General features: G+C 68.1%; 26 protein-coding genes and 3 pseudogenes. 14 read left to right on the top strand and 15 right to left on the bottom strand.

The genetic code is table 11. The features are described 5' to 3' along the window. Positions 1 to 137: 137 nt before the first annotated feature. From ACFYSH_RS15210 to ACFYSH_RS15195, 4 genes and pseudogenes are all read right to left on the bottom strand, one after another. A pseudogene (locus ACFYSH_RS15210) lies at positions 138 to 543 on the bottom strand (transposase); the annotation flags it as partial. A 40-nt stretch (positions 544 to 583) separates the two neighbouring features. After that, the gene (locus ACFYSH_RS15205) at positions 584 to 859 is read right to left on the bottom strand and encodes an ester cyclase (RefSeq protein WP_359466789.1); all 276 of its coding nucleotides are present in this window, start codon (positions 857 to 859) and stop codon (positions 584 to 586) included. 60 nt (positions 860 to 919) lie between these two features. Further along, positions 920 to 1903, bottom strand: a pseudogene (locus tag ACFYSH_RS15200) (IS630 family transposase); the annotation flags it as partial. A 124-nt stretch (positions 1904 to 2027) separates the two neighbouring features. Then, positions 2028 to 2507 carry a helix-turn-helix domain-containing protein gene (locus ACFYSH_RS15195; RefSeq protein ID WP_359466877.1) on the bottom strand — a complete coding sequence of 160 codons (480 nt, stop codon included), beginning with the start codon at positions 2505 to 2507 and terminating at the stop codon, positions 2028 to 2030. A gap of 152 nt (positions 2508 to 2659) precedes the next feature. On the opposite strand from ACFYSH_RS15195, the gene ACFYSH_RS15190 reads away from it, so the two are divergent. Both ACFYSH_RS15190 and ACFYSH_RS15185 read left to right on the top strand, forming a co-directional pair. After that, positions 2660 to 2794, top strand: a complete 135-nt coding sequence (locus ACFYSH_RS15190) for a hypothetical protein (protein WP_359466787.1) — start codon at positions 2660 to 2662, stop codon at positions 2792 to 2794. Further along, a pseudogene (locus tag ACFYSH_RS15185) lies at positions 2785 to 3305 on the top strand (steroid 3-ketoacyl-CoA thiolase); the annotation flags it as partial. The gene ACFYSH_RS15190 and the pseudogene ACFYSH_RS15185, both read left to right, overlap by 10 nt. Before the next feature lie 91 nt (positions 3306 to 3396). On the opposite strand, the gene ACFYSH_RS15180 reads toward ACFYSH_RS15185, so the two are convergent. Together ACFYSH_RS15180 and ACFYSH_RS15175 are read right to left on the bottom strand one after the other, a co-directional pair. Next, a complete protein-coding gene (locus tag ACFYSH_RS15180) occupies positions 3397 to 3945 on the bottom strand; it encodes a nuclear transport factor 2 family protein (RefSeq protein WP_359466784.1) in 549 nt (182 codons plus the stop codon). 207 nt (positions 3946 to 4152) lie between these two features. Beyond that, entirely contained in the window at positions 4153 to 4614 is a 462-nt protein-coding gene (locus tag ACFYSH_RS15175; protein ID WP_359466781.1) for a MarR family winged helix-turn-helix transcriptional regulator, read from the bottom strand. Between the two features lie 1008 nt (positions 4615 to 5622). On the opposite strand from ACFYSH_RS15175, the gene ACFYSH_RS15170 reads away from it, so the two are divergent. The 4 genes from ACFYSH_RS15170 (at position 5623) to ACFYSH_RS15155 (ending at position 9319) form a co-directional block, all read left to right on the top strand. Beyond that, a complete protein-coding gene (locus tag ACFYSH_RS15170; RefSeq protein ID WP_359466779.1) occupies positions 5623 to 6246 on the top strand; it encodes a TetR/AcrR family transcriptional regulator in 624 nt (207 codons plus the stop codon). Between the two features lie 538 nt (positions 6247 to 6784). Next, complete coding sequence (locus ACFYSH_RS15165) at positions 6785 to 7756, top strand: alpha/beta hydrolase fold domain-containing protein (protein WP_359466776.1); 972 nt, start codon at positions 6785 to 6787, stop codon at positions 7754 to 7756. Between the two features lie 371 nt (positions 7757 to 8127). Beyond that, positions 8128 to 8613: a helix-turn-helix domain-containing protein gene (locus tag ACFYSH_RS15160; RefSeq protein WP_359466773.1), complete on the top strand. Its 486-nt coding sequence runs from the start codon at positions 8128 to 8130 to the stop codon at positions 8611 to 8613. Between the two features lie 475 nt (positions 8614 to 9088). Next, on the top strand, positions 9089 to 9319 hold the full coding sequence (locus ACFYSH_RS15155) for an aldehyde dehydrogenase family protein (RefSeq protein WP_359466874.1): 231 nt from the start codon (positions 9089 to 9091) through the stop codon (positions 9317 to 9319). A 124-nt stretch (positions 9320 to 9443) separates the two neighbouring features. On the opposite strand, the gene ACFYSH_RS15150 is transcribed toward ACFYSH_RS15155, so the two are convergent. Both ACFYSH_RS15150 and ACFYSH_RS15145 read right to left on the bottom strand, forming a co-directional pair. Next, the gene (locus ACFYSH_RS15150; protein ID WP_359466771.1) at positions 9444 to 10448 is read right to left on the bottom strand and encodes a GlxA family transcriptional regulator; all 1005 of its coding nucleotides are present in this window, start codon (positions 10446 to 10448) and stop codon (positions 9444 to 9446) included. Between the two features lie 4 nt (positions 10449 to 10452). Beyond that, entirely contained in the window at positions 10453 to 11100 is a 648-nt protein-coding gene (locus ACFYSH_RS15145; protein ID WP_359466769.1) for an HD domain-containing protein, read from the bottom strand. 595 nt (positions 11101 to 11695) lie between these two features. Between ACFYSH_RS15145 and ACFYSH_RS15140 the strand changes: the two genes are divergently transcribed. Then, a complete protein-coding gene (locus ACFYSH_RS15140; RefSeq protein WP_359466766.1) occupies positions 11696 to 11854 on the top strand; it encodes a hypothetical protein in 159 nt (52 codons plus the stop codon). A 122-nt stretch (positions 11855 to 11976) separates the two neighbouring features. Here ACFYSH_RS15140 and ACFYSH_RS15135 read toward each other — a convergent pair whose 3' ends face one another. Together ACFYSH_RS15135 and ACFYSH_RS15130 are read right to left on the bottom strand one after the other, a co-directional pair. Continuing rightward, positions 11977 to 12279 (bottom strand): antibiotic biosynthesis monooxygenase, encoded by a 303-nt coding sequence (locus tag ACFYSH_RS15135; protein WP_359466764.1) that lies wholly within the window; start codon positions 12277 to 12279, stop codon positions 11977 to 11979. 83 nt (positions 12280 to 12362) lie between these two features. Beyond that, positions 12363 to 13208 carry an alpha/beta hydrolase gene (locus tag ACFYSH_RS15130; protein ID WP_359466762.1) on the bottom strand — a complete coding sequence of 282 codons (846 nt, stop codon included), beginning with the start codon at positions 13206 to 13208 and terminating at the stop codon, positions 12363 to 12365. Positions 13209 to 13341: 133 nt separating this feature from the next. Between ACFYSH_RS15130 and ACFYSH_RS15125 the strand changes: the two genes are divergently transcribed. Next, positions 13342 to 13812, top strand: a complete 471-nt coding sequence (locus tag ACFYSH_RS15125; protein WP_359466759.1) for a winged helix-turn-helix transcriptional regulator — start codon at positions 13342 to 13344, stop codon at positions 13810 to 13812. Between the two features lie 135 nt (positions 13813 to 13947). Continuing rightward, positions 13948 to 14532 carry a CGNR zinc finger domain-containing protein gene (locus ACFYSH_RS15120; protein WP_359466757.1) on the top strand — a complete coding sequence of 195 codons (585 nt, stop codon included), beginning with the start codon at positions 13948 to 13950 and terminating at the stop codon, positions 14530 to 14532. A gap of 196 nt (positions 14533 to 14728) precedes the next feature. Here the strand turns inward: ACFYSH_RS15120 and ACFYSH_RS15115 are convergent, their stop codons facing one another. The 4 genes from ACFYSH_RS15115 to ACFYSH_RS15100 all read right to left on the bottom strand — a co-directional run bounded on the left by ACFYSH_RS15115 (position 14729) and on the right by ACFYSH_RS15100 (position 18502). After that, the gene (locus ACFYSH_RS15115; protein ID WP_359466753.1) at positions 14729 to 15517 is read right to left on the bottom strand and encodes an enoyl-CoA hydratase/isomerase family protein; all 789 of its coding nucleotides are present in this window, start codon (positions 15515 to 15517) and stop codon (positions 14729 to 14731) included. Positions 15518 to 15594: 77 nt separating this feature from the next. Next, positions 15595 to 16434, bottom strand: coding sequence for an alpha/beta hydrolase (locus ACFYSH_RS15110; protein ID WP_388752807.1), 840 nt, complete (start codon positions 16432 to 16434; stop codon positions 15595 to 15597). Positions 16435 to 16532: 98 nt separating this feature from the next. Continuing rightward, positions 16533 to 17777 carry an alpha/beta fold hydrolase gene (locus ACFYSH_RS15105; protein WP_388752750.1) on the bottom strand — a complete coding sequence of 415 codons (1245 nt, stop codon included), beginning with the start codon at positions 17775 to 17777 and terminating at the stop codon, positions 16533 to 16535. Next, positions 17774 to 18502: a flavin reductase family protein gene (locus ACFYSH_RS15100; protein WP_388752748.1), complete on the bottom strand. Its 729-nt coding sequence runs from the start codon at positions 18500 to 18502 to the stop codon at positions 17774 to 17776. Before ACFYSH_RS15100 ends, ACFYSH_RS15105 begins: the two co-directional genes overlap by 4 nt. Positions 18503 to 19100: 598 nt before the next feature. On the opposite strand from ACFYSH_RS15100, the gene ACFYSH_RS15095 reads away from it, so the two are divergent. Together ACFYSH_RS15095 and ACFYSH_RS15090 are read left to right on the top strand one after the other, a co-directional pair. Continuing rightward, positions 19101 to 20021, top strand: a complete 921-nt coding sequence (locus ACFYSH_RS15095; RefSeq protein WP_388752745.1) for an NAD(P)H-binding protein — start codon at positions 19101 to 19103, stop codon at positions 20019 to 20021. Between the two features lie 3 nt (positions 20022 to 20024). After that, the gene (locus tag ACFYSH_RS15090; protein WP_388752742.1) at positions 20025 to 20921 is read left to right on the top strand and encodes a helix-turn-helix domain-containing protein; all 897 of its coding nucleotides are present in this window, start codon (positions 20025 to 20027) and stop codon (positions 20919 to 20921) included. A 27-nt stretch (positions 20922 to 20948) separates the two neighbouring features. Here the strand turns inward: ACFYSH_RS15090 and ACFYSH_RS15085 are convergent, their stop codons facing one another. Then, the gene (locus tag ACFYSH_RS15085; protein WP_388752739.1) at positions 20949 to 21416 is read right to left on the bottom strand and encodes an ATP-binding protein; all 468 of its coding nucleotides are present in this window, start codon (positions 21414 to 21416) and stop codon (positions 20949 to 20951) included. Between the two features lie 1037 nt (positions 21417 to 22453). Between ACFYSH_RS15085 and ACFYSH_RS15080 the strand changes: the two genes are divergently transcribed. The 3 genes from ACFYSH_RS15080 to ACFYSH_RS15070 all read left to right on the top strand — a co-directional run bounded on the left by ACFYSH_RS15080 (position 22454) and on the right by ACFYSH_RS15070 (position 25547). Then, positions 22454 to 23455, top strand: a complete 1002-nt coding sequence (locus tag ACFYSH_RS15080; RefSeq protein ID WP_359466734.1) for an NAD(P)-dependent alcohol dehydrogenase — start codon at positions 22454 to 22456, stop codon at positions 23453 to 23455. A gap of 133 nt (positions 23456 to 23588) precedes the next feature. Continuing rightward, positions 23589 to 24155, top strand: a complete 567-nt coding sequence (locus ACFYSH_RS15075; protein ID WP_359466732.1) for a helix-turn-helix domain-containing protein — start codon at positions 23589 to 23591, stop codon at positions 24153 to 24155. Positions 24156 to 24275: 120 nt separating this feature from the next. Continuing rightward, positions 24276 to 25547: an MFS transporter gene (locus ACFYSH_RS15070; RefSeq protein ID WP_388752735.1), complete on the top strand. Its 1272-nt coding sequence runs from the start codon at positions 24276 to 24278 to the stop codon at positions 25545 to 25547. The last annotated feature ends 471 nt before the right edge of the window (positions 25548 to 26018 follow it).

Genomic DNA, 26018 nt, shown 5'->3' with positions numbered 1-26018 from the left:
TTGGCGAATTCCGCCAACTGAAGGGCTCGGTGTGCGACGCGAGGACGCTCCAAGTAAAGAGCTCATGCGCCAGATGTACGGCCGAGCAGAATTCGACCTCCTCCACCACCGCATCCCTCTGACGTGACAACAGAATGTCAATACCGAATACGGGAACAGAGCCAAATCAACGGTGGATCTTGCTTGTTGCGGTGTCGGTTTCCGTACGGGGTGAGCCGGCCATCGAACTCGATCTGGAAGGCATTCAAGCGGGACCTTCCATCGCATGGTCCAATCCTTGCGGCCCTTGCCGGCCGGGTCCCGCGACAACAGCGCCATGTAGACGCACTTGAACGCGGCGGACTCGTTCGAGAAGTGCCCGGCGGGCGCGGACAGCCTTGCGTATCCAGGCGTTCACGGACTCGATGGCGTTCTTCGAGCAGATGACCCTGCGGATCTCGACGCCGAAGGGAGGAAGGGCACGAACTCGGCCCAGGTGTCCGACCACAGCTCGACGAACGCCGGATACTCCCTCCCCCACGCCTCCTGGAACTCCAGGAACCGTTACTCAGCCGCGTCCACGCTCGACGCGGTGCAGAAAGCTTCAGTACCCCTCGGTGAGGTCGACGCCGAGCTGACGGAGAAGGCCGACGTTGTCGTACTGGACCCACTTCTCGGCCAGCCGGCCGTTCTCGTGGTAGCGGAAGTGGTTGATCAGTTCGAGACACATAAGCTGCCCATTCGGTGCGATCGCGCCGAGCGAGGATGCCTCGAATGGTGCGGTGAAACGCCCCGACATACAGGTACGCGCACCAACATAATCACCCTGGCTGATGAGGGCGCGACGCTCGCATGCGCAGCCCTCGAACGCGGTACGCATGGACTGCGACGACCCCGTCGCCCGCCGGCTCACCCGCGGGATGGACGGAAACGTGATCGCCTAGTGTCCTGCGCCTGAAATCCTGGCAATATATTTCGCTAACGAGTTGAGGATTTCGTCGGCGCTCTTGGTCCATGTGAACGGTTTGGGGTCCTCGTTCCAGGTCTGGATCCAGGTGCGGATGTCGGCCTCAAGGGCTTGGACCGATCGGTGGGTCCCGCGGCGGATGAGCTTGTCGGTGAGGTGCCCGAACCACCGCTCGACCTGGTTGATCCAGCTGGAACCAGTCGGTGTGAAGTGGACGTGGAATCGGGGGTGCCGTCCGAGCCAGGCTTTGATCGCTGGTGTCTTGTGAGTGGCGTAGTTGTCACAGATCAGGTGGACGTCGAGGTCAGACGGCACCGCCTTGTCTATCTTGACCAGGAATTTCTTGAACTCCACGGCCCGATGACGGCGATGAAGGGAGCTGATGACGCTTCCGTCTTCGATGTCGAACGCGGCAAACAGGCTGGTCACGCCGTGCCGTTGGTAGCCATGGGTGCGCCTCTCCGGCATGCCGGGCATCATCGGCAGGACCGGCTGCGTGCGGTCCAGAGCCTGGACCTGGGATTTCTCGTCCACACACAGCACCACCGCCTTCTCCGGCGGGTGGTGGTAAAGGCCGACGACATCGACGACCTTCTCCACGAACTGCGGATCCGTGGACAGCTTGAACGTGTCCTGGACATGCGGCTTCAGGTCGAACTGCCGCCAGATCCGTCCGATCGTCGACTTCGACAGGCCGGTCCGCTCGGCCATCGACGCCCGCGACCAGTGTGTGGCATCACGCGGCGACGACTCCAGCCTGGCGGCGACGACCTCCTCGACCCGGTCGAGGAGGATCGACGGTGGCCGGCCAGGCCGCAGTTCGTCGGCCAGGCCTTCCAGCCGCAGTTCAACGAACCGGCGTCGCCATCGGGCCACCGTGGACACCGACGTCCCCAGCCGGCTGGCGACCCGCTTGTTCGACGTGTCTTCGGCGCGTGCCAGGGCCTGGCGGCGTCTGGTGCGTGCGATCGCAAGGCGGAGGGTCGCCCCGATAGTGGATGTATCGGGGCGATCCCGACAACGCGGCGAGCGTGCGTGCCAGACGCCGCCAGGCAGGCGGGCGGGACTTTCGAAACACGCCCTAGCATTCCGCGCTCGCCACCGCAGGTCCCGTCACCGTCCAGCCCGGAGTCTGCGGATGGGCCGTCAAGTCGTCGTGGTGGACCTCCACTCCGCAGTCCGCGCAGATGACGCGCGGCACCAGCTCATGGCCACGGGCATGCTCCAGAACCATCGGCCGGGCGCCCGCGTTGAGATGCCGGTCGCCCCAGGCCATCAGGGTGTGCAGCACGGGCTCCAGCTCCCGGCCCATCCGGGTCGGCCGATACTCGAAGCGAGGCGGCCGCTCGCTGTAGGCGACCTTCTCCAAGATCCCGGCGTCGACAAGCCGTCTCAGCCGCGCTGTCAGTACGTCGCGCGGGGCGCCGGTGTTGCGCGCCAACTGATCGAAGCGTGTGGCGCCCAACGACACCTCGCGTAGTACGAGCAGGGAGTACTTCTCACCGACGAGAGCGAGCGTGTCGGCGATCGAGCAGGGGCGGGCGTCCTTCATGGCATCCAGTGTAGGGGTGGGTTGGTTTGTCAAACCCCGTAAGCTACCGTGAAGTCACTTAGCGGGTTCGGAAAACCAACCATCGGGTCGTTGTCGTGAACCCACTGCGCAGGACCGGCTCGCGTCCCGCGCAGTGGCCCCTCTGACGCGAGAGGTACACCATGCGTGACGCAGTGATCGTCGAAGCCGTACGCATTCCCATCGGCAAGGGCAGGCCGACCGGCGCCCTCGCCCACGTCCACCCGCTGCAACTCATCACCCATACGCTGCGCACTCTCGTCGAGCGGCCGGGCTGAAGCCGGCGTACTATGAGCCGGGCTTCGGCGAACGCTTTTCGTACCTCGACTGGAACGTCACCGCGAACAACGCCAGCCCCGTCAACGACGGCGCTTCCGCGTGCTGATCACGTCGAGTGAGACCGCCGAGCGGCTCGGCCTGCGGCTTTGGCGTGGCTGCACAGCGTCGCCGTGACTGGCTCCGACCCACTGCTGATGCTTACCGGTGTCGTCCCCGCCGAGAAGGTACGGCGCAAGGCATCGCTGACGGTCGACGACATAGACCTGTTCGAGAGCAACAAGGCGTTCTCCAGTGGCGTTCTCGCCTGGCAGCAGGAGACGGGCGCCGACCTCGCGCACGTGAACGTTCACGGCGGAGCAATCACTCCGGGGGCACCCACTGGGAGCCAGCGGGACCCGCCTGACCACGACGCTCGTCCACGCCTTGCGGGCCCGCGGCGCGCGCTACGGGCTGCAGACCATGTGCGAGGCGGGCGGGCTCGCCAACGCGATGATCCTGGAGTGCATCTGACGGACGCACCCGTCCGGCGGCCGAACCCGGCCTTGGCCCGCCGAGCCCCGCCACGGCCCTCAACGGACCGCGGCGGTACCGGTGCATAGCTCTACAGCGGGAGGCCGGGGCCGGGCAAAAATTCCTCCACCGAGGCGCGTGAGGTGTCGGGAAGGGACAGCCGCTTGTTCATCATGCTGCCGCCAATGTGGCGTTCAGCGATCTTCCACCCGTCATCGGTGAGCCGCAGGCGATCGAGCATGGGCGAGTACAACCAGATCGCCGGCAGGTCGTCGCTCTCCAGGACCTGTCCGGCCTGGAGCCCTACCGCCTGCTGCGGCCAGGCGTGACGAACGAGGACGTTCTGATACCGCACAGCCACGCCGTCCGCGTCGCGGTCCACCACGTGGTTCGTCGCGTTTCGGCTCACGCCGGGGATGAGGTACGGGTAGTCGTCCGTCAGGAAACGGCGGATGTCTCCCTCGCCGTTCAGGTTCCCGTGAAAGTGATAGACACGCGCGTCGGGAAGGAACGAGGAGATCATTCCCTCCAGATCGTAGGTTTCGAACAGCCAGTTGACACGGTTGACGAAGTCGACAGCGCTCGTCCAGTCATTCGCATCGACGCTGCCGTTACGTGGGACGGAGGGGAACTTGGACATGCTGATCTCCCTTACTCATGCACCGTAGGTGCGGTTTCGCTTGGCGTCCGACGCGGCGTGAGCCAGTGAGGCCCATGCGATCACAGGCCCCTGACGCCTAGTAGGGGCGTACGCCCCTATTTGCAGGTCAATACTTGGGCAGAGCACACCGAGGCAACCCCGCACGTCGGTGTGCCTGCACCTGGCGCGGCGCGAACGCCGCGCCGCTCAGTCGGACTTCGACATCAGTCGGTCATTGCCCGCCACTGCGAGCAGAGCCGTACGCAGACTTTCCGCCTGCTTCTCCCCCAGAACGGCGGCGACCTGATCCTGTACTTCCCGCCAGCTCAGTCGAGCCCGCCTGAACACGTCCCACCCTTTGGGTGTCACGGTGATCAGCCGGCTGCGGCGGTCCGTCGGACTCTCCTCCAGCGCGAGCAGACCATCCCTGATAAGCGGTCGCAACGCGTGGCCGAGGGCCGAGCGGTCCATGATCAGCGCGTCGGCGAACTGGCGCATGGTTGGCGGATTTCCGGCGTTCTCCGTCAGCTCGGCAAGGATGTTGTACTGCGTGGAGCGCAGACCCACCGACCTGAGTGCCTCGTCGTAGAGCTGAGTCAGTCTGCGCGACGCCTTCCTGACCGCCGTGACATTGCAATCACGTATGACGTTCCAGGTCAACTCGCTCACCGCATCACATCCCCTGCCTTGCCTTCCTGACACGTCTCAGATTAGGGGCGTACGCCCCCAATTGCAAACAGGTGCTTGTCGGGCGAGCGGCCCCAAACGATAGAGGAGATGTCTGTGGCTCTATCGCTTCGGGTAGGGCCACGACCACAGCGGAGAGCCGACTACGGAAAGCGATGTTTGTGCGCGCGCACCCGGACGACGAAGCGAGTCAGACAGGCGGGGCACTCGCCCGGTAGACCGCCGCGGGGGTTCCGGACGGTCCTCGTGACCTGCGCAGGCGGCGGCCACGGGGACGGCGAGGTCGTAAGAGAAGCCGTTGGGCGGATAGGTCACGATCACGTCCGGTCGATACTCGTGCATCAGCGCCTCGAGCCGCCGCACGATCGGTGCACTGCCGGGCCTGCTGAAGGCAGCGGGGCGATGTCCCGCGCCGACTCGGGCATGCCGGTAGGCGGGATGCCCCAACAGGATCACCTCCGTGATGTTCAGCCCCGTCGCCGAACTCGTGCGCTCCTGCAACCGCCCGGCCGCTGTCCGGCCGGGGTCCTGATCGCGCTGACCAGGTTTCGCGCCGTCGGCAGGCCGTGGCGCGAACGCACGAGTGCGGTGCTCGTGAAACGACGGGTCGTGCGTCCGGCCGCACGGTCGGAGACCAGGCCGGCCATGGCGAGGGGAGTCTGCTCGTAGTCCTCGCGGCGTCCGGCGCCAGCGACCCTCGACCTCACGACTGAACGGTTCGTCGAGCCGGCGGAGATCGCCTCGCTCGTCGTTTCCTCGCGTCCTGCTCGGCGGGCAGCATCTTGGGCGCCGACTACATCATCGACGGCGGCCAGTTCAAGGCCGTCTGACACCCGACCGCACCAGGTCCACCCCTCCCCGGGGTGCGAGAGTCCGCGCCAGGGACGGACCCGGTGGCCGCGCGTGCTTCTCGGTCGGGTCGCGACATACCATTGACTCCGAGTCATTCATGGGTCGTGCGGACTTGGCGCGACGATCGAAGGAGCGCCGATGGGAACGGAAACATCCACCACCAAGAGGAAACGGGTCGCCAAACCGCCGGAGGAGCGGCGCAAGGACATTCTCGACGCCGCCGCGGAGGTCTTCGCCCGCAAGGGGATCGCCGACTCGAAGATCGAGGAGATCACCTCTCTTGCCGAGGTCTCGAAGGGCACGTTCTACCTGTACTTCAAGACCAAGGACGAGGCCGCCGCGGCCCTGTGGGAGCGGCACATGGACGACTTCGCCGGTGTCGGCCAGGAGATCCTCAGCAAGACGGACGTCCCTCTCGACTCCCGCCTCGTGGACGTCCTCGAATCGCTCTGCCGGTTCGCCCTCGACCACGCCGATCTCCATCGGGTCCTGTACGACGGAGCCGGCGCCCAGGCGGTCCACGCGGCCACCAACGAGCGGTTGATCGGCATGATCGCGGCCGCCGCGCGGGAAGGAGTGAAGGCGGGTGAGATCGCGTGCGGGCGGCCGGAGATGATGTCCAGAGCCCTCTTCCACGGTTTCTGCGGAGCCGTGACGGACGCGATCACCGGATTTGTACCCATCTCGCACGACGAGGTGATCACAGCGGCGGGCGAGATGACGCGCGCCGTCTTCGGGCTCCAGGAGCCACCGGCAGCCTGAAGGGGGTCACACGGATCAGAACGCCATGATCAAGGCGTTTTAGCGCGTTCTACGTGCACGGGCGGGGCGTTGCGGGACTGATGGACATCCGCCGGCAGCGGGCCGAACGGTTTGGCACGCTGTCGGCGACAGCCAACCGGACGCGGCGGCGAGATGAACCGGGGACGGTCGGCCCGAGGCGGCCTCTTCATGGCTGCGCGGGCGCGGCCGGCGACCGCGTCCCGCTGCATCCCCGGCGTCGCCCGTCACACCACCGCCGTCGAGGCCACGCCCCACCCGCGAGACGGGCAGCTCCCGCCCCGGAGACGGGTGGCACCCGCCGAATCCACCGCCCCATCCACAGTCCCCGCTGGAACGTGCCCGAGTACGGTGCGGCGGCGTCCGATGCGAGGGCTATCGCGGCACCCACGTGAGACGGGGGTCACAGCGTGTCGATTGACTGCCGGTCAGTCAGCGCTTAGGGTCGATCTCATCATCCTGCAACTTCGCAGTGCGGCAGGCCGCCCAGTAGTAGGTGGCCCTCATCACCGAGGTCGTCATGACTAACTCGAACTACCCCGCCCCGCCGTTCGACACGGAGCTCAAGCCCGTCCTCGACGTCGTCCTGCAGTCCTTCAACTCGTCCCTGCACCCGGAGGACATCCCGGCCCTGCGTTCCGGCGGCTTCACCCCCGGCGTCGAGGAGCTGGTCAAGGACCGTCCCATCGAGCACTTCGAGCGCACCATCCCCGGCCCCCAGGGCGCTCCGGACCTCCTGGTGTCGGTGTTCCGCCGGACTGACCACACCACCGCAGGCCCGGGCTTCTTCTTCACCCACGTCGGTGGCCTGATCTTCGGTGACCGCTTCGTCGGCGTGGCTCCCATCGTCGACTACGTCGAGCAGTTGGACGCCGTCGTCGTCACCGTCGAATACCGCCTAGCACCCGAGCACCCGGCTCCCGCCCAGGTCGAGGATGCCTACGCCGCCCTGAAGTGGACCGCGGAGCACGCCGAGGAGCTCGGCTTCGACCCGGCCAAGCTGATCGCGGTCGGTGGCAGCGCGGGTGGCGGCCTGGCCGCCGCCGTCACGCTCAAGGCCCGTGACAACAACGGTCCCGCTCTGGCCGGGCAGGTGCTCATGTACCCGATGCTGGACGACCGCAACACGACCGTCTCCAGCCACCAGATCGACGGCATCGGCGTCTGGGACCGCACCAGCAACTTCACCGGCTGGAACGCCGTCCTCGGTGACCGTCGCGGGACCGACGACGTCTCCGTCTACGAGTCCCCGAGCCGGGCCACCGACCTCTCCCACCTGCCCCCCACCTACATCGAGGTCGGCAGCGCCGAGGTCTTCCGTGACGAGAGCGTCGCCTACGCCTCGGCGATCTGGGCGGCCGGCGGTTCGGCCGACCTCCACGTGTGGGCCGGTGGCTTCCACCTCTACGAGCTCGTCGCCGCCGACACCGTGATCGGGACCGCGTCCCGCGAGGCCCGCACGAGCTGGGTGCGCCGCAACCTGGGTCTCTGAGCCGGGCCCCGCTCCCCGTCCTTGACGAGGTGAGGCACAGGGCCGCGGCGAATTGACACGGCACTGTCCCCCGCCAGCGGTGCATGCAACCACCACTGCCCGAGGTTGACAGCGCGCCGAGCGGGTGGCCGGGTCCGCGACGTGACCCGGCCACCCGCTCCGGTATATCTGCGGCCGGTCGTCCTTCAGAGCGCCAGCGGCCGGTCGTCGGCCTGTGCCGGTCGCCGAGTGCCTGCGGGAGGTGAGGGTGCCACCCAGGGCGCCGCCGAGGGCGCCTCACAGAGCGGCACGTGCTAGCTATGGTCACCCATAGCCAGCACGACATGTCACCCTCTAACTATGTAAAATCACAGCCAGAGGAAGGTGGGCAGATGAGGACACCACACATGACGCTGGCGGGCCGCCTGGCCGACCGCACCGAGTGGACCGCGAGCGACTGCTCGATCGACGGAACGATGAAGATCGTCGGTACCCGGTCCGCCATGCTGCTCATGCGCGAAGCCCACTACGGAACTACGCGCTTCGACGACTTCGTACGTCGCGTCGGCATCACCGAGGCCGTCGCGGCCACCCGCCTGCGCGAACTGGTGACAGCCGGCCTGCTCAAGCGCCGCCCCTACAAGGAACCGGGTCGGCGCACCAGGAACGAGTACGTCCTTACAGAGGCCGGTCTCGACCTCCAGCCGGCCCTGCTCGCCCTGATGCAGTGGGGCGACCGCCATCTGCCCCGGCCCGACGGCCCGCCGCTGGCGCTGCATCACACGGACTGCGGCGAGCCGGTGGCCGCGAGGTTGCGCTGCTCCGCGGGACACGACGTGGAGCCGCACCGGATCACCGTGCGGGCCACGCGTAACTAAAAGCTTCGCACTCCGCCCAGCTACGGCCGGGCGCGAGCGCGGTGACCGTTGGCCGCCTCCCCGATCACGACCCACCGTTCCCGCGGCCGGGGCACACCACGAGCCGAAGCCCGGAGTCGCCCGAGACCCAGGCCGCGGGGTCGCCCGCCCGCCGGCCTCGGCCAAGATTTCGCAGCCGAGGCCGCCCGTGCGTCCAACCGGACACCCGGTCCGCTCACCCGGTTCCACCCCAGGCACCGGGACCGGACGAAGCCTGCCGTCGCAGGCCCGTCCAGGGCGTGTTTTCGCAAGTCCCGCCTGCTCTGCGAGCGGACGACGCTTTTTCGGCGCACGCCCTGGATGATCCGGCCAAGATGCGGCGCATGGTGCGACGGCTGATCGACGACGTCTCCGAGGCGCTCCACGAGCAGACCGTCGCTATCTCCAGGACCGACATGCTCAGCAACGGCACCTCCACCAACCCAAGGACGAGGCGATCAGGATCGCCAGCGACTCCGAGTACGGCCTCGGGGGCACCGTGTGGACCAGCGATCCCGAGCGGGCGCTGCACGTGGCGAAGCAGGTGCAGACGGGCCCTGTCGGCATCAACCACTACCTGCCCGATTTCAGCGCCCCGTACGGCGGGGTCAAGAACAGCGGCATGGGACGCGAGCTGGGACCGGAAGGACTCGCCCACTACCAGCAGCTCCACTCCGCCTACCTCTGAGACGGGTGCGTGGCGGCGTGCGACTCTCACCCTCCAGTAGGCTCACGCCGCTTTCACGCGCACCGTTTGTGACAGGCCTCGACACCCACTCCCGAACACGGGTGACGAGGCCTGTGCATGGCGGTCATGCGAAGGTTTGTTCCGGCCCGGCCCGGTGGTCTGCCGTGGTGGTCCGGAATCGCGCCCGGTAAACGGTCGGGGAGACGCCCATCGTCTGCTGGAACACCCGGCGCAGCGACTCCGAGGAACCGAAGCCTGCGCGCTGCGCCACTTCCTCGACCGTGTCCGTGCCGCTTTCCAGCAACGCCCGCGCGGCCTCGATCCTGATCGATTCGACGTACTGGCCGGGGCTCACGCCGATCTCACGGCGGAAGAGGCGCGCCAGGTGCCGCCGGCTCACGTCCCCCACCTCGGCCAGCGAGTCCAGTGTGTGATTCCCGGCCGGTTCGGCGGCGACATGGTCCATCACGCGCCGTATTGACGGATGGTGTGGCTCCCGCGCCGTCAGTCGAACGCTGAACTGGGCCTGCCCTCCGGGCCTGGCCATGAACACGACCAACTGCCTGGCCACGCTCCGCGCCACCTCCGCACCCCAGTCCTCCTCGACCAGGTGAAGCGCCAGGTCGATGCCCGCAGTGACGCCTGCCGACGTGATGACGTGACCGTCCTGGATGAAGACCGGGTCGCCTTCGACGCGGACACGCGGATAGGCGGCCGCCAGGTGCGGCGCCATCTCCCAATGGGTCGCGGCTCGCCGTCCGTCGAGGATGCCGGCCTCGGCCAGCACGAACGCGCCGGCGCACACGGACGACACGCGCTCCGCCCGCGTGGCGAGCTGCCCCACCGCTCCCACCAAGTCCGTGTCCGCGACGGCGGACCGCCAGTCCCGCCGACCGGGCACCAGGAGTGTGCCGATCCCAGACGGCAGAGAGGACGGTGTGCCGTCGACACCGATGACGAGACCCGACGACGTCCGCACGCCGACGCCGCTGAGCGAGACAACCCGTACGTCGTAGTGGGCGCCGTAGTGGTTGGCGGTGGTGAAGACCTCGACGGGGCCCGTGACATCGAGCAGTTGTACGCCGTCGAAAGCGACGACGGCGACCACTTGGGCGCCCCGCGACACCACGGGGCTACTCCCCCCACGGCGAGTCGAGGATCGTACGGACGAAGTCGCCCCGTTCGAAGCCCGGGACGAAGTGCTCCAGCACATCGGCCTTCACGTTGCCGAACGTAGTGTCGGGCTTGCGGCGGATGCCGTCGGTGAACGCGTCGAGGATCCGCCGCTTGAAGTCGGGCCGGGGGTGCAGGGCGATGACCTCGGCCCGGTCCGCCTCGGAGACGTCCTCGTATCCGATGCCCAGTACGTCGTACTCCACCCCGGCGGTGACCAGCGCAACCTCCGGCTCCAGGAACTCCGGGATGCCGGGCGTCGTGTGCAGCGCGATCGCGGTCCAAACCCGGCGGATGCCGTCCTCCGGCACGTCGTGGGACCGCAGGAAGCGCCGGGCCTCATCGGCACTGTCCACTTCGAAACGGCGGTCGCTGTCGCGGAAGCTCTCGTTGAGGCCGAGGTCGTGGAACATGGCCCCCACGTAGAGGAGTTCCGGATCGAAACCCAGGTCGCGGTTGCGGCCCTGCAGGGATCCGAAGAAGTAGACCCGGCGCGAGTGGTGGTAGATCAGCTCGCTCGTGGTGTCGCGGATGAGTTCCGTCGCCTCGCGGGCGATCTTCGTGCCGGGAACCCTGATGTCTGCCGCGACCGCGGAATTGTCTGTCATCTCATGCAGCCTTCGGTGCTGGAAGTGGGTGCGCCGGTGTTGCCCGGCCGTATCAAGCCTCGCGCGGGCACGCCGACGGCGCCATGTCATTGCAGCCAGGTATCCCACAGATAGGGACACAGGTCGCGAGCGTGCCCACTCCGACCCGGCCACGTTCCCGCCCCGGCTCGGGGCACGGGGCCGCCACCGCGTGAGCGGGTAGGCCGCGACCGTGCCCCGACCTGCGAATCCTCTTGTCCGTGCGAGCCTCCTCAACGCGGGGTCGACCCATTTTCACGGCGGAGGGCAGCAAGACCGTCTTCGCCGCCGAGGTTCTCCAGCGGTCCGCTGGAGCGGTACATGCACCTCGTGGGCATGTCCAGGTGCCGAGGACCGCTCGTGCTCGACGGATGCGCCGGATCCGGCGCCGACTTCCTGCCGGCGTACCAGGAACACAGCCTCGACGGCTCAACGGTCGTCACCTCGCCGCACAAGATCGTGGGGCCGGAGTCGAACGATCTCGTCCTGCGACTGCGCGAGCGATGTGTCACCCAGGCCGTCCTGGCCGGCATGGCGGCCAACCTCTGCGTCGAGGGGCACTTGCGCAAGCTAACCAGTGGAGCAGGGCTTCGAGGTGGTCGTCGTCCAGGACGCCACGGCCGGACCCCGGCTGCCGGAGGGCGACGGATATCTCTCCGCCCTCAAAAACTGCCGCTTCCTGGCGAGCGCCACCTGGACGACCGCACAGGCCGTCGAGGCACTGCGCGGACGCTGACGGCGCCCCTGGGCGGCGAGCACCCGGCCCGCCTGGAACCCCGGCCCGTCGTACGCAAAAGTCCCGGAGGCGATGGTCGGTCATCGTCTCCGGGACTTTCACGTACGTACGGCGGGCTCGGTTCAGGCGGGCAGCTTGGCCGCGAGCACGTTTACCGGAGTGATGGTGGGCGGCACACTGAAGAGCTCCTCGCCCCAGGCTTCGATCTGCTCTCGCACCTTGCCCTGCAGGTGCGCCTCGCGGTCATCCTCGGTCTCGAAGGCATCGAAGATCCGGAAGGAGGTGGGGCCGAGCCGGAACGAGAACCAGGCCAGGGTTCCCGGCTCCGCGTCGACCAACTCCTTGGCGTCGACCAGGAATCGGGCGACCTCCTCCTCCTTGCCGGGCTTGGCTTCGAACTCCACGAAGAATCCGTAGGCGGGCATTTCAGTCTCCGTTCAAGGGATGGGCAGGGACGCCGTGCGCGTCGCGCGTCACACGGCGGTCCACGGGGCGGTGGCGCTTCGGCTCAACGGCCCAGGAAGTCCAGCACCACGCCGCCAAACTCCTGCGGGAACTGGAAAAGGAAGGCGTGGCCGGCGCCGCTGTAGAAGACCGTCCGCGCGTTCGGCAGCTTCTGCGCCATGGCGAAGGAGTTACCGGAGTCGACCATGACGTCGTGGGATCCATTGGCGACCAGCACCGGCAGCTTCAGCTCCTCGAGCCGGGGCCACGCCGCGCCCGTACCGCCGGCCCAGCGCTGGATGGCCTGGAGCTGCCTGCTCCACGCCTCGGCCGGGACGTCCGCGCCGGACTGCCGCAAGCGGGTCTCCAGACGGGCGAGCGACTCCTTTCCGAGTCGCACCCCTTCCTCGGTCATCCCGAAGAAGAGGTACAGGTAGGCCTCCTCCGAGGGGACCTGCGCGGTCATGTGTTCCACGACCTGGGCCTCCAGGTCCGGAGTGCCGGGTACGCCGCCCGGACCGCTGCCGGCCACGATCAGCTTGCGGATCAGCTCAGGGTGGTCCAGCGTCACGAGTTGAGCCACGAAGCCACCGACCGACCAGCCGAGCAGGTCGACCTCGTCGAGCCGGAGAGCGGACAGGAAGTCGAACGCCGCCTCCGCCATGCCCTCCATGGTCGTCGGCACCTCACCGGTGCTCTCGCCGATGCCGGCGCTGTCGAAGACTATGACACGCCGGTCCTTGGCCAGGACCTCGAGGAACGCCGGGTCCCAGTGGTCGAGGGTGCCCCGGAAGCGCTGCAGCAGAACGAGGGGCGGCGTAACCCCTTCGCGCCCGAAGTCCCGGTACGCGTAGCGGGCTAGGCCTCCCTCCACATGGAGGGTCTTCGCGGCATCCGAGATGTAGCTCATGAGACTCTGCCTTCACTGGGTGGATTGCATTTCACTATCCACTTCAGTTAAACGCCATTCGCACCCTCCGTCAAACCGATGAGCTGTTGAGTAGTGTTTGACAACCCACTAGAGCCGCCGCTATCGTGCCCACGTGAGACGAGTAAGGACGCCAGACCCCCGCGTATGTTCCATCGACGCCGCGATGCAGATCCTCGGCGAGAAGTGGGCCATGCTCGCGCTGCGCGAGATCACCTTCGGCGCACGCCGCTTCGACGAGATCGTCTTCAACACGGGTGCCGCGCGGAACATCCTCGCCAGTCGGCTCAAGTCGCTGGAGGCGGCAGGGGTCATCACCAAGGAGCAGTACGAGACGGCTCCCGCCCGTTACGAGTACCGGCTCTCCGAAGCCGGAGAGCAGCTCTTCACGATCCTGCACGCCATCAGGGACTGGGGCGACAAGCACGCCCGGACGGATCCCGAGAACATCGTCACCTTCCGCCACGGATGCGGGGCCGTACTGCGTCCCGAAATGCACTGCGCGGCGTGCGGCGAAGCACTGGACTCCGACTCCGTCATCACCGCGGACCGGGACGTGCACCAGTCGGATCTCGCCCGCGCCTGACCAGGGCGCGGCCAGCCGCCGGCGGTGAAGCGGTCTGCTCGGCATCACGCCGCGTCGCGAGGGCCGGTAATATGCGTAAGGGAAATATCTCTTTCCTCCCTTCAGGTGTTCGGCTGCGTTCGGAGTGCATTCCTCATGTCATGGCCCGCCACCGACCGGTACGACATCGAAGCCGCCCCCAGTGGGCTGGCCTTCGTCCAAGACCTCCTCAACACCTTGTCCGCGGGCAAGCCCCGGGAGACCGATCTCCTGCTGGACCGGCGAGACGCCCAAGCCTGGCTGAACGAGGTCTGGCAGGGGGGACGGGACCCGGGGCAGCACAGACCACCGGTCGAACTCGACGACAGCGACGTGGCAAGCCTGCGCGCCTTGCGGGACGGGCTGCGCGACTGGCTCGCGGAAACCACCCCCACTGCCCCGGACCGCTTCCTGGAGTCCGCTTTCGATGCGACCGTCCGGCTCGACGCCGACGGCACCGTCCGGACGGAACCCGCCGGCAGTGGCTGGAAGGCGATCGCCTCGCTGGTCCTCATCGAGATGTCCCGCGCCCAGCAGGTCGACCAGTGGCGCCGGTTGAAGATCTGTCGCAATGACCGGTGCCGGGTGACGTTCTTCGACCGGTCACGGAACAACAGTGGTATCTGGCACGACGTCCGCCGGTGTGGCCACCCTGCCAACCTCCGGGCGTTCCGCGCCCGCCAGAGGAGCACGTCGCACTGAGCCGTGCCGTCGAGACGTCAGCGGCACCGCGACACCGGCCCGGTCCTTGGTCCGACGACCGGGCCGCGCCGTATCGCTGACAGCACGGGGCCGGGCCGGGTGGTCTCCCCAGCCCGAGGCCGCGCGCCCGCAGTGGTTGCCGGGCTGTCGTGCGACGACACTGTGAGCCGTCATCGCACCAGCGGGAAGTCCGCAGTCAACGGCCCTGAAAGTCCAGTACGGGACGGGGCCGTCCCGCCTTCAGGGCATTGACGGCCGAAGTCAGGCCCGCCTTGCCGTCCTCGGTTTCGAACAGCGGCAGGGCGATGTCGAACATCGCCTCGTCGGCCGCGGCGATCCCTCCCACCCGCCAGGCGCGGAGCAGCGCCTTGTGTGCGGCGTAGGCGCGGGTCGGGCCGCTGGTGAGGGTGCGCGCGAAGGCTTTCGCCTCCTCGTTCAGGACGGCGTTCGGCAGGACACGGTTCACCACGCCCGCCTCCGCCATCTCCTTGGCCGAGATCCGCTCCGAGGTCAGGGCCCACTCGCTGGCGCGGGCCTGCCCCGCGCGCTCGGCCACGCGGTAGATGCCACCCAGCAGCGTGACCAGGCCGAGTGTCTGCTCAGGGTGGCCGAACAGTGCGTCCTCCCCGGCGAAGATGACGTCTGCCCGCAGGGCCAGTTCGAACCCGCCGCCGAAGCACAGGCCCTGGACGGCCGCCACGACCGGCATGGGCAGCCGTTCGAACTGGTTGAAGATGTTCATGTAGCTCTCGAACAGGGCGCGCAGTTCGCGGTTGTCCATGTCGGGCCAGTCCGTGATGTCACCGCCGAAGCTGAAGTCCGGCCCCTCTGCCCGGAGCAGGACGGCCCGGGCCTCGCCGGCGGAGATGGCGTCCAGTGCCTGGACCAGTTCCTCGAGGAGACCGCGGTCCAGACGGTTCTGCGGAGGGTTCCGCAGAACCAGGGTTGCCAGGCGGTCATTGACCGAGTATGTGAGGTGGGGCATGTCAGGTCCCTACGGAAGAGGGGCCCGGCCCATGTGGCCGGGCGCGCGAAGAAGGTGGGCAGAGCGACTGGCGCCGGTCAGAGGTGGAGTGCGAACCAGTCGCGGGCGGCGGCACTCGACGTCGGGAACTCGGAGAGGTACGCCGCGAAGTGCCCGCCCTCCAGGAGCTCGAGCCGCTTGGGTTCAAGAGCCCGCTCATAACCGGCGAGCATCAGATCCGTGATGGTGACCGGGTCTTTCTTCGCGACGATCAGCAGCAGCGGGGTGGGCGAGATCCGGGAGATCCATGCCCCGGGCTCGTACATGCGTGCGGCCTGGTTGGAACGGATGGTGATCTTGTTCTCCCAGCCCTCGGGGGCCGTGTCGAGGTAGAAGTCGACAGCGTCGGGGGCCCGGTAGGAGGCCGGAACGCCGGGATCCGAGCTGACCACCGCCTGGGTGCGCGGCGCCTCCCCACGAAACTGGCCTCGCTCGTCCTCGGCGAAGACCTCGTGCAGTGCGGCCACCGCGTCCGGGGCCACCCGGCGCAGTCCCTGCTCATAGCCGCTGATGGTTGGGACCTGCGCCACCACACAGCGCAGGCGCCGGTCGGTGGCGCCCAGCACCAGGGCATGTCCGCCTGAGTAGCTCGTGCCCCACAGGCCGATGCGCGCGGCATCGACTTCTGGGCGGCTCTCGAGGTAGGAGATGGCCCGTCGCCAGTCCTTGATCTGCTGCCAGGGATCGATGTCGTTGCGCGGAGTGCCGTCGCTGGCGCCGAAGTTGCGGTGGTCATGGACGAGAACGGCGAAGCCGGCCGCCGCGAACACCTCGGCGAACTGTGCCAGCTGTTGCTCTTTGACCCCCGCGAACCCGTGCGCCATCGTGATCGTCGGATGCGGGCCCTCGCCCTCCGGGTGATAGAACCAACCGCGGATGCGGGCCCTCGCCCTCCGGGTGATAGAACCAACCGCGCAGGGCCACCCCTGCCTCGGTCTCGAACTCCACGTCTTCGCGGGTGGCCATGTGCTTGCCCTCATTCCCCGCGACTCGGTCGGCCGAGGTCGTAGAAGTGGCTCGGGTCAATGGTTCCGGCGAGGCGGACGCGCATCTCGGTGGAGAACCTCAGTGCCTCGCCGAGGGGGCGGTGGTGGATGGCCACATGGGCGATGCGGCCTTCGTCGTCCTTGGTGAGAACGGTGACCCCGGATATCTCCGCGCCGCCGAAAGCGGTGGCCTCCCACTCCAGGTAGGTCCGCGGGCCGGCGGTCGCCTCCCGGAAGAAGCGCAGGGAGTCGTAGATGCGGCTCGCCGTGCCCATCGTGGCCTTGACCTGGTCACGGCCTATGAGGGGCTTGGCCAGCACGCTCGCCTCCAGAACGATGTCCTCGGCGAACGCGGCCGCGAAGTCGGCGGCGGTCTTGCTGGCGAAGGCGCTCCGCCACCCTCCGCCCGCGCCCCGCGTCGCGTTGCCCGCGGCTGCGGGAAGGCCGGCGAGGAACGCGTCGATCCGTTCCGCGACCGCAGTGGGAGCCTCCACATGGGCCCAGTGTCCGGCGTCCGCCACGTCGAAGGACTCCGCCGACGCGAACCGGGGCACTACCCGGGTGCCCGCCATCTCGTCGGTGACGAACCCGTCGGCGGCACCGCGGCCGACGAGAACCGGCCCCCGGTAACCGCTCGGTGCCTGTCCCAGCGGATGCCCGTTGTTCCAGCAGTCGACCATGTCGGCGACGACCGAAGCGGAGACGCGCGTGCCGACCACCACCAGTCGGTCGAGCTCGGCGTCCGGCAGCTCGACGGACAGTTGTCGGCGCACGGCACGCTGGCCCTGCGCGTCGCCTCCCAGCGCACGGAACTGCCCGGCCGCCTCGGGCGGCAGGCCGACCCCGGCCAGCGGCACCGGGGAGAGCAGGACCAGCCCGAGGGCACGAGGTCCCGAGGCCACGGCGACCAGTTCGGCGACCAGTGTTCCCATGCTCTGCGCGACGAGGACGAACGGCTTGTCCAGCGCTACCATGACGGCACCGACATCGTGCGCGAACCGCTCCAGGTTGAACGGTCCTTCGGCCTCCGTACGATCGCCGCTGCCCGCCAGATCGAGCTGCACCTGCTCGAAGCCCTGGGTGGTGATGCCGTCGATCACCGAGTCCCATACGTACTGGTCGTCCAGGAAACCGTGGACGAACACCAGGGCCCTGTCTCCCGTGCCCCGCCTGCGGAACCGAGTGTCGCTGTCCGCGACCCGCTCCGTCCTGGTGACGTTCTCTGCGCTGGTCATGCCTTGGGTCCTTCGCTCATGGTGGAACCGGACGGCGACCATGCGTCGGTGTCGATGGGAGACCAGTCGGCGGAGTGGTCGTCCAGCCGGTGCATGCGCCGACCGGCGTGCAGGTCAACCGTGTTGTCGTCGAGAGGCGTAGTGAAGATGGTGTTCACCAGGGTGTATTCCGCCGCCAGCCGTCCCACCGCCGGGATGGCGCCCGTGTCGATGCACCCGCGCTCCAGATAGAGGTCGTCGCGGACGTAGAAGCGCACGACCTCGCCCCAGACGACGTGGTCGAGGCTCCCCTCGACGGGAATGACGCGGTTCACCTTGCATTCGAAGGCGACGGGCGTGTCCTTCACGCGACGTGGTCGAACCACCTGCGAAGCCTCGGTCTCCAGCCCCAGCGCCGTGAACTCGTCGACGTCGCTGTCGAACTCGAAGGCGGACCGGTGCAACTGGTCGGCGAGCGGGAGCGTGGGCGTGTTGACCACGAACTCCCCCGTGTCGCGGATGTTGATGAACGTGTCCTTGAGCGTGACTCCGTCCGAGCGGGGTTGCAGGGAGATGGAGAGCATGGGTGGCTTCCGGCCGACGGCCGTGAAGAAGGACACTGGCGCGAGGTTCCCGACTCCGTCTACGGATTCCGTACTCACCCATGCGATCGCGCGCGGAATGATCCCGCCGATGAGGAGTTTGTAGGCCGACTTGGCGTCCAGGTCTGCGGCATCGACAAACATCTGTGCACCTTTCACGCTGATTCCCCGCGCGGCCCCGACTGGGACGCGAGGTCCCCCGGGTGCACGCCATAACCGCACTGGCCCGCGGTCGCGCCGATCGTCCGGGCGGCGCCGCCGTGAGGAAGTGCTGACAGAGCAATGCTTCGCCACTCGGAGACTTGAAATAACTCTAAGAGTTTTGACTATTTCACGCAAGGTCCGGAGCGCCGCGCAAACAAACCTGGTGACCCTCCGGCCGCCGGGGCGCTGGACCTGGTGGCGCGCCGCCCACCCCGCGTCGCGGCCGGCATCCGCCCACTTGCCGCGACCCCTCTGGCTTTTATTTTGCATAGTCAGATCTTCTGTGTAAGTTACTGACTACGGCAAGCCAGAGCCAGGGGCTCGAAGGCCCGGCTCACCTGCTCGCGGGCCAGGCCCCCGGCCTCGCGCACCGGCCGTGAGCGGCGATGCCGCCCCCGTCCACCGCACCTGCCCGCACGTCCGCCTTCTCCGCTCCACGGGGCCGGCGACGGACCGGACGAACCTCGCTGGCTGCCGTCGTTTCCGATCCATGCCTGCGGCTCGATGCGACAGTCGCACGCCAAGAAGGGACCACAACATGGCGAAGAAGGACGACCGCCTTTTCCTGATCACCGGCGCGACCGGCACCACGGGGTCGGAGACCGTGCATCTGCTGCTGGAGCGCGGACACCGGGTGCGTGCCCTCGTGCACCGGGAGGACGACCGCTCACGCACGCTCGCCGGCGCCGGCGCCGAGATCGTCGTGGGCGACCTACTCAACTTCCATGACGTGAGCGCGGCCATGCGGGGGGTCGGCGGAGCGTACTTCTGCTACCCGATCCTCCCCGGACTGCTGGACGCCACGGTCATCTTCGCCCAAGCGGCAACCGAGGCCGGGGTGGGCTCGGTTGTCAACATGTCGCAGATCTCCGCCCGTCGGGAAGCGATCAGCGACGCCGCTCGCCAGCACTGGCTGAGTGAACGCCTGCTCGACCGCACTCCCCTGCTGACCGCCCACCTGCGGCCGACCTTCTTCGCCGAGTGGATCAGCTGGTGGTGGGGCCGCCAGGGCGACGAGGGCGTGCTCCGCCTTCCGCTCGGCGACGGTCGTCACGCTCCCGTCGCGGGGATCGACCAGGCCCACGTCATCGCCGCCGTCCTGGAGAACCCGGAGCCACACGACCGGCAGACCTACACGCTGCACGGCCCGAAGGAGATGGACCACTACGGCATCGCCGAAGCGATGTCGCGGGCGCTCGGCATTCAGGTCACCTATGAGCCCATCGGCGTCGAGGAGTTCGCGCGGGGCCTGACCGACCTGGGGAAGACCGCTCATACCGTCCAGCACCTGAGCAGCGTCGCCGTCGACTACCAGAACGGTATCTTCCGGGGCACCAACAACCTGATCGAGGTCGTCGGCAACCGCTCCCCGCTGTCAGTCGAGGAGTTCGTCAGTGAGCACAAGGAGGCGTTCGCGCGGAGCGGCTCGCACTTCGTCCCCGCCCCCAAGGGCGACTGACACATGCACCCCCCGTCGGACCTCGGGCATTTCCTCAACTCCCGAAGGTCCGAGCTGCGGCCGGAGGACATCGGCATGTCCTCCGGCTCCGGCCGTCGACGGGTCCGGGGCTTGCGGCGGCAGGAGGTGGCCGTGGCGGCCGGCATCAGCCTCGGCTACTACACCCGCATGGAACAGGGACACGTCACCCGGGTCTCGTCCGCGGTGGTCGGCTTTCTCGCGAAAGCGCTGCGTCTCACCGAGGACGAGACCCGGCAGCTACGCCGCGTCGCCGGTGCCGATGAGCGGCCGGGCCGCCCCGCCGCCCGCAACGGAGCGAAGGGTACGGCCGTGTCACCGGTTCCGGCCCACGTGCTGGCCGCGTTGACGGGCGTTCCCGCCCTCGTCATAGGCAAAGGCATGGCGGTACTCGAATGGAACCGTCCGGCCGCGGTGCTGCTCGGCGACTTCGCCCACATGGCTCCGGCCGCGCGCAATCTCGCACGGCTCACCTTCCTCGATGACACGTGGCGCTCGCTCTACGCCGACTGGCGGGTGGCCGCGCGTCTGTGCGTGACACATCTGTGGCGGCAGGCGGCCGCCGAGCCCGAGGATCCCGACGTGACAGCTCTGGTCGGCGAACTGGCGGTCAAGAGCGTCGACTTCCGCGTGTACTGGGCGCAGCAGCCGGCGCGAGGACGGGCGGAGCGGGTCGTGACCGTCCAGCACTCGATCGTCGGGCACGTCGAGCTGGTCCCCGAGACGCTGGTCGTCGCCGACGACCCCGATCAGAGCGTACTGGTCCTCACCCCGGCCGGCGATGCGTCGAAGCGAGCGCTGCGCCTGCTCCTCGCCCGGACGACCGAGACGGACGGGCACACGGGGGTGACCTCGGACTCCCGTCACACCCCGGGCCCGTAGATGGTGCCGATGCCGTCTGACCAGATGTCACAGAGCTTCGTCGGGGACGCGCACCAAGGAGCGCATCTCGGCCGCGACGGTGGCGGTCACACTCGTGCCCACGCTGCTCCGCCGGATACTGACGGCCTCGGCGTACGCCGCGACGAGCCGTAGACCCCGACCGTGCAGGTCCTCGTCCGCGGATCCGGGGTGCTCGCCGGCCGGGTCCCTCCAGCGGCCGTTGTCGGAGACCCGCACGCCGACCGTCCGCTTGTACGCGAACAGGTGGACCGTCACCTCGGGGCTGCCACTGTGCTGACAGACGTTGGTGACCAGTTCCGTGACGATCAAGGCGAGGGCTTCGGCCGCCCGCTCCCCCTTGCCCCAACCGTGCGCCTTCCGCCGGACGAAGGCTCGGAACTCCTGCACGGCGGAGGATTTGGCCGTCCTCGCACGGACGGCTGAGCACGAGGCCGTCGCGGCAGGAAGCGGATGAAGCAGCCGGCTGGTGCTCATGTCGTCCCATGTCCTCGGGATGAGGGTCTGGCGTTCGGATCACGCCGCAGACGCGGGGCCTGGCACGCACCGCCGATGCCCTGCGACCTGCCCCGAACGACAGACCTTGGACGACGAGGTCTCAGCGCGGGAAGGGCATGTGTGAACCCGAGCCGATGAACACCGCTCAAGAGGGAACCCCGCGGGCATCGGTCCCGGCCGGCTCGGGGGAGTCCCGGCCGGGACCGATGGCTCTGCTCCGGAGAACACCGCCTCGCTACCCGCGAACGACGGCTGCGCCTCCGGTCCCACATGCAGTCAAACACGTGTCAGTTTGAATTTCAAACCGTCAACGAGTGTCAACGCAGCGCCTGGAGAGACGGCACTCCAGGACGGGTTCGAAGAGCTGGTTTCGGGCAATCAGCCTGCCCGGCCGGGCTGCGGTCGCATCTACTTCCGCCACCTCCGAGACTCCTGCTGAAACGACCGCTATGCGGCGTCAGCTTGCGGGCGACCTGACCGAAGGATGCGGCCGCCGTCTCGCCGTTGCCGACCGCTACCGAGGTAGCCGACCACCATGGCGCCGTCGCGCAGGGCCAACAGTACGTCCGCCGCGGAATCCGGGGCGGGGTGGCCACCCGTACGCAACGTGTGCGCGATGGCACCGTGGCACCAGGAACGATGGGTGAAGCCGCGAAATCCCGGGGCGCAGACCCCCTGGCCGATCCGGTCGACCAGCAGAACCGCTTGCCGCCGCCGAGTCGAGCCCCCTTTCCCACCGTCGGCGGCATCGCCGGGCGAGGCACCACGACAGACAGTCGGGTGGTTCGACAATCACACCATGACGGGCGTGTCTTCCGTGAGCGCCTGCGGCCACGGCCCGGGTGATGGCGGGCACGCCTGCACCCTCGGCGCGACGCGACGAAGCGGTCTCGCGACGCCCGGGACGCGCGAAAAATAGATTTCGCCTGTAATCTATTTTCCGGGGTCCGGTCACGGGCCGCCACGGGCGTCGGATCTCGACCCCGTCCCGCGTCGTCGAGCGAGAGTTGAACAGCATGAAGGCCGTAGTTATTCGCCAGTCGGGCCAGGAGAACGTCCTGCAGGTTTCCGAACTTCCCGATCCGGGCCGGCCGGGGACTGGCGAAGTGCGGGTACGGATCCACGCGAGCGCCCTGAACTACCACGACAACATCGTCATGGGCAGCACAGACACGGCGAGCGGCCATGTGCCCCTCGCGGACGGGGCCGGCGTCGTTGAAGAGGTCGGCGAAGGCGTGACGGAACTCTCCGTCGGCGATGCGGTCTTCGCCCGCTTCTTCCCGGGCTGGCAGGCGGGACGGCCCGTACTCGACCATTTCGGCACCACTCCCGGCATCGGCCTTTCCGGCTACGCGCGTGAGAACATCGTCGCACCCGCCGCACAGTTCGAGCGGGCGCCCCGGGGATACACCCACGCCGAGGCCGCCACTTTGACCGTCGCCGGACTCACTGCGTGGTCCGCCCTGACGGGAGAGGGCGGCATCAAGCCGGGCGACACGGTGGTCCTCCAGGGCACCGGCGGAGTCTCGCTCTACGCCCTCCAGTTGGCCCGAGTCATCGGCGCCACCACGATCGTCACGTCCTCCTCCGACGAGAAGTTGGAGCGGGTGCGGGAACTCGGGGCCGACCACGTGGTGAACTACCGGTCCGTGCCCGAGTGGGGCGACCGCATCCACGAACTGACAGGCCACGGCGCGGACCTCGTCATCGACGTCGGCGGTCCGTCGACCCTGCCCCAGTCCATCCGTGCGGTCCGGATCGGCGGCCGCATCTCTGTGATCGGGGTGCTGACCGGGCTCGCCGGTGAAATGCCGACCGGCTTCATCAACATGAAGCAGATCAGGCTGAACGGCGTCCTCGTCGGCAATCACCAGCAGCAGCGTGACCTGGTCCGCGCGATCGAGACCTCGGGACTGCGGCCTGTGATCGATCGCAGGTTCCCGCTGGACGAGCTGAGCGAAGCTCTGCGCTACTTCACGTCGGGCGCACACATGGGCAAGGTGGTCATCGACATCTGACGGACCACGACGGTCCCCGGCGATCCGCACCGAATGGCTGAGCCTGTCGACCGGAACCCTGTGCTGGGCCTCTCCCGACCAGATATTGCACCGATCAGTCTCAAAACCTACTGTCACATCGGGAGGTCTTCGGATGGCAAGAGCAAAGGCTTTCGAACCGGCCATCGCGCTCCAGAAGGCGATGATCGAATTCTGGCAGCAGGGATACGAACGTACGTCGACGGACACCCTGATGGCTTCGATGGGAATCGGCAAGCGCAGCCTGTACGACACGTTCGGCAGTAAGCACGACCTCTACCTGCGGGCGCTGGCCACGTACATCGACCGCGCGGAGCAGTCGCACGCGGCAGCGGTCGCCGAGGCGCCCGCAGGCCTCGCCGGCATGCGCGCTCTCCTCCGGTCACGCGTCACCGTCTCCGGCTGCCCGCAAGGCTGTTTCGCGGTGAACGCGGCCACGGAACGCCCGGACGACCCGGGGGTGCGCTCGGCCGTCGCGGCGTACTTCACCCGCTCGACGGCCGAGATCGCCGCACTCCTCCAGCAGGAGGATCGCTGGATGACAGTGGGGACGGCACGGCTCAACCGCTCGGCCCGGGCCGTTCACAACGGCTGGCTCGGCATTCGCGTCCAAGCGCGCCTGGGGGCATCCGCCCCTGAACTCGACATGGCCGTCGACGATCTCCTGTCCCGCTTCAACTGACCGACAACGCACAGGGCCGGACCCCGGCTCGCCCTGCACCCGCGAGTTCATGCGTTCATGCGTTCGCATGCGTTAGTTCCGCACCGATCAGTCTCATTCATGTTCGAAAGGCACACCCTCATGTCGTCACCGCCCTCCCCCGCGCACTCTAAGAGCAGACATCCGCTGATCTCCGTCATCGCCATCGCCCTCGGCTCCTTCTCGGTGGTGGTCGCAGAGTTCGTGCCCGTCGGCGCGCTCCCCCAGATCAGCTCGGGTCTCGGCGTCGGCGAAGGCACCGCCGGACTGCTCGTCACGCTGCCCGCTGTCGTCGGCGCGATCGCCGCCCCGGCCGCGACCGTGCTGATGCGCCACCTGGACCGGCGGCTCGCCATCATCGGCCTGACCGCATTGATCGCCATATCGTGCGGCCTGTCCGCGGTGGCGCCCGATTTCACGACGATGCTGCTGTCCCGGCTGCTCCTGGGCCTCAGCATCGGCGGCGTTTGGGCCACGTCGGTCTCCGCGGCGGCCCGCCTCGTCCCGGCGCGGATCGTGCACACCGCGTCTTCGATCGTGTTCGGGGCGATCGCTGTGGGTTCCGTGGTCAGCGTGCCGAGCAGCAGCCTCATCGCCGCCCACCTCAGCTGGCAGGCGACGTTTGCAGGAGCCGCCGCCGTCGCGGTACTCGCCGTACTCGTTCAGATCGTGGTGATTCCGAAAATTCCGGCCGCCGACCGGGTGACGATGGCGCACTTCCGACCGCTGCTGCGGTCCCTCCCCGCGAACATCATCCTCCTGGTCGTCTTCCTCTCGGTCTTCGCCCAGTTCAGCGGCTACACCTTCATCGTGCCGTACCTGCAGGACGTCACCTTGCTCAGTGCGGGCGCGGCCAGTGGCCTGCTGCTCGGCTACGGCGCCCTGACGATCGTGGGCAACTTTGGCGGCGGCGCGCTGCTCGGACGCAGCATCCGCGGAACGGTTGCCACCACACTCGTCATCAGCGTGGCCGGATTCCTGGCGCTCAGCGCGGGCGGCACCGTGACCGCGCTCGTCTGCGTCGGACTCGCTTTGTGGGGCCTCTCCTGGGGCAACCTGCCCGTGGCGGAGCAGCACTGGCTCTACGCCTTCGGGCAGAACAAGTTCTCCCCCGAGGCCGTCAACGCGACCTTCACCTCCGTCGTGCAGGCGGCCGTCGCCGCCGGTTCACTGCTGAGCGGTGTGGCGGTCAACGCCGCCGGCATACGCAGCTCGGCGATTCTCGGGACCGTGGCAAGCGGCATCGCCTGCCTGATCGCCCTGGTCTTCATGGTCGCATCCGCACGCCGCATCACGAAGCCGGAGCCCGGGGTCGGGGTCGGGGTCGCGGAGGCGGCCGTGCCGGAGGAGAAGCGGGTCGCCGCCGTCGACTGACGGGTCGCCCACGCGACTTGTGCGCGAAGGGCGGGCCTGGCGGCGTCTGGTGCGTGCGATCGCAAGGCGGAGGGTCGCCCCGATACTGGATGTATCGGGGTGATCCCGACAACGCGGCGAGCGTGCGTGCCAGGCGTCGCCAGGCAGGCGGGACTTTCGAAACACGCCCTAACGCTGTTGCCGATGTAGCCGGCCACCATGGGCGCCGTCGCGCAGGGTCACCATGATGTCCGCCCGTACCCGGGGTCGGGGTGGCCGCCCATGCGCAAGGCTTGCGCGATGGCCCCGTGGAACCACGAACGACGCGTCAGGACGTAGAACACTCGCGCCGCGGATCGACGGGGAGTTGGCTGGTGCTTACGTTCAGCCTGCACAGTCGTATCGCACGGACCCTTCTCGAGGCGCGGCTGTCCCAGCCGGGCGGAGACGGCACGCGGCGCCGCGTACGCCTCCCCTCCGGCCGCGGAAGAC

The organism is Streptomyces sp. NPDC005791, from assembly GCF_042871485.1.
In the GTDB taxonomy this organism is placed as follows: Bacteria; Actinomycetota; Actinomycetes; order Streptomycetales; family Streptomycetaceae; genus Streptomyces.
Note: the sequence above shows the minus strand (reverse complement) of the source record. Positions and strands in the feature narration are given on the sequence as shown.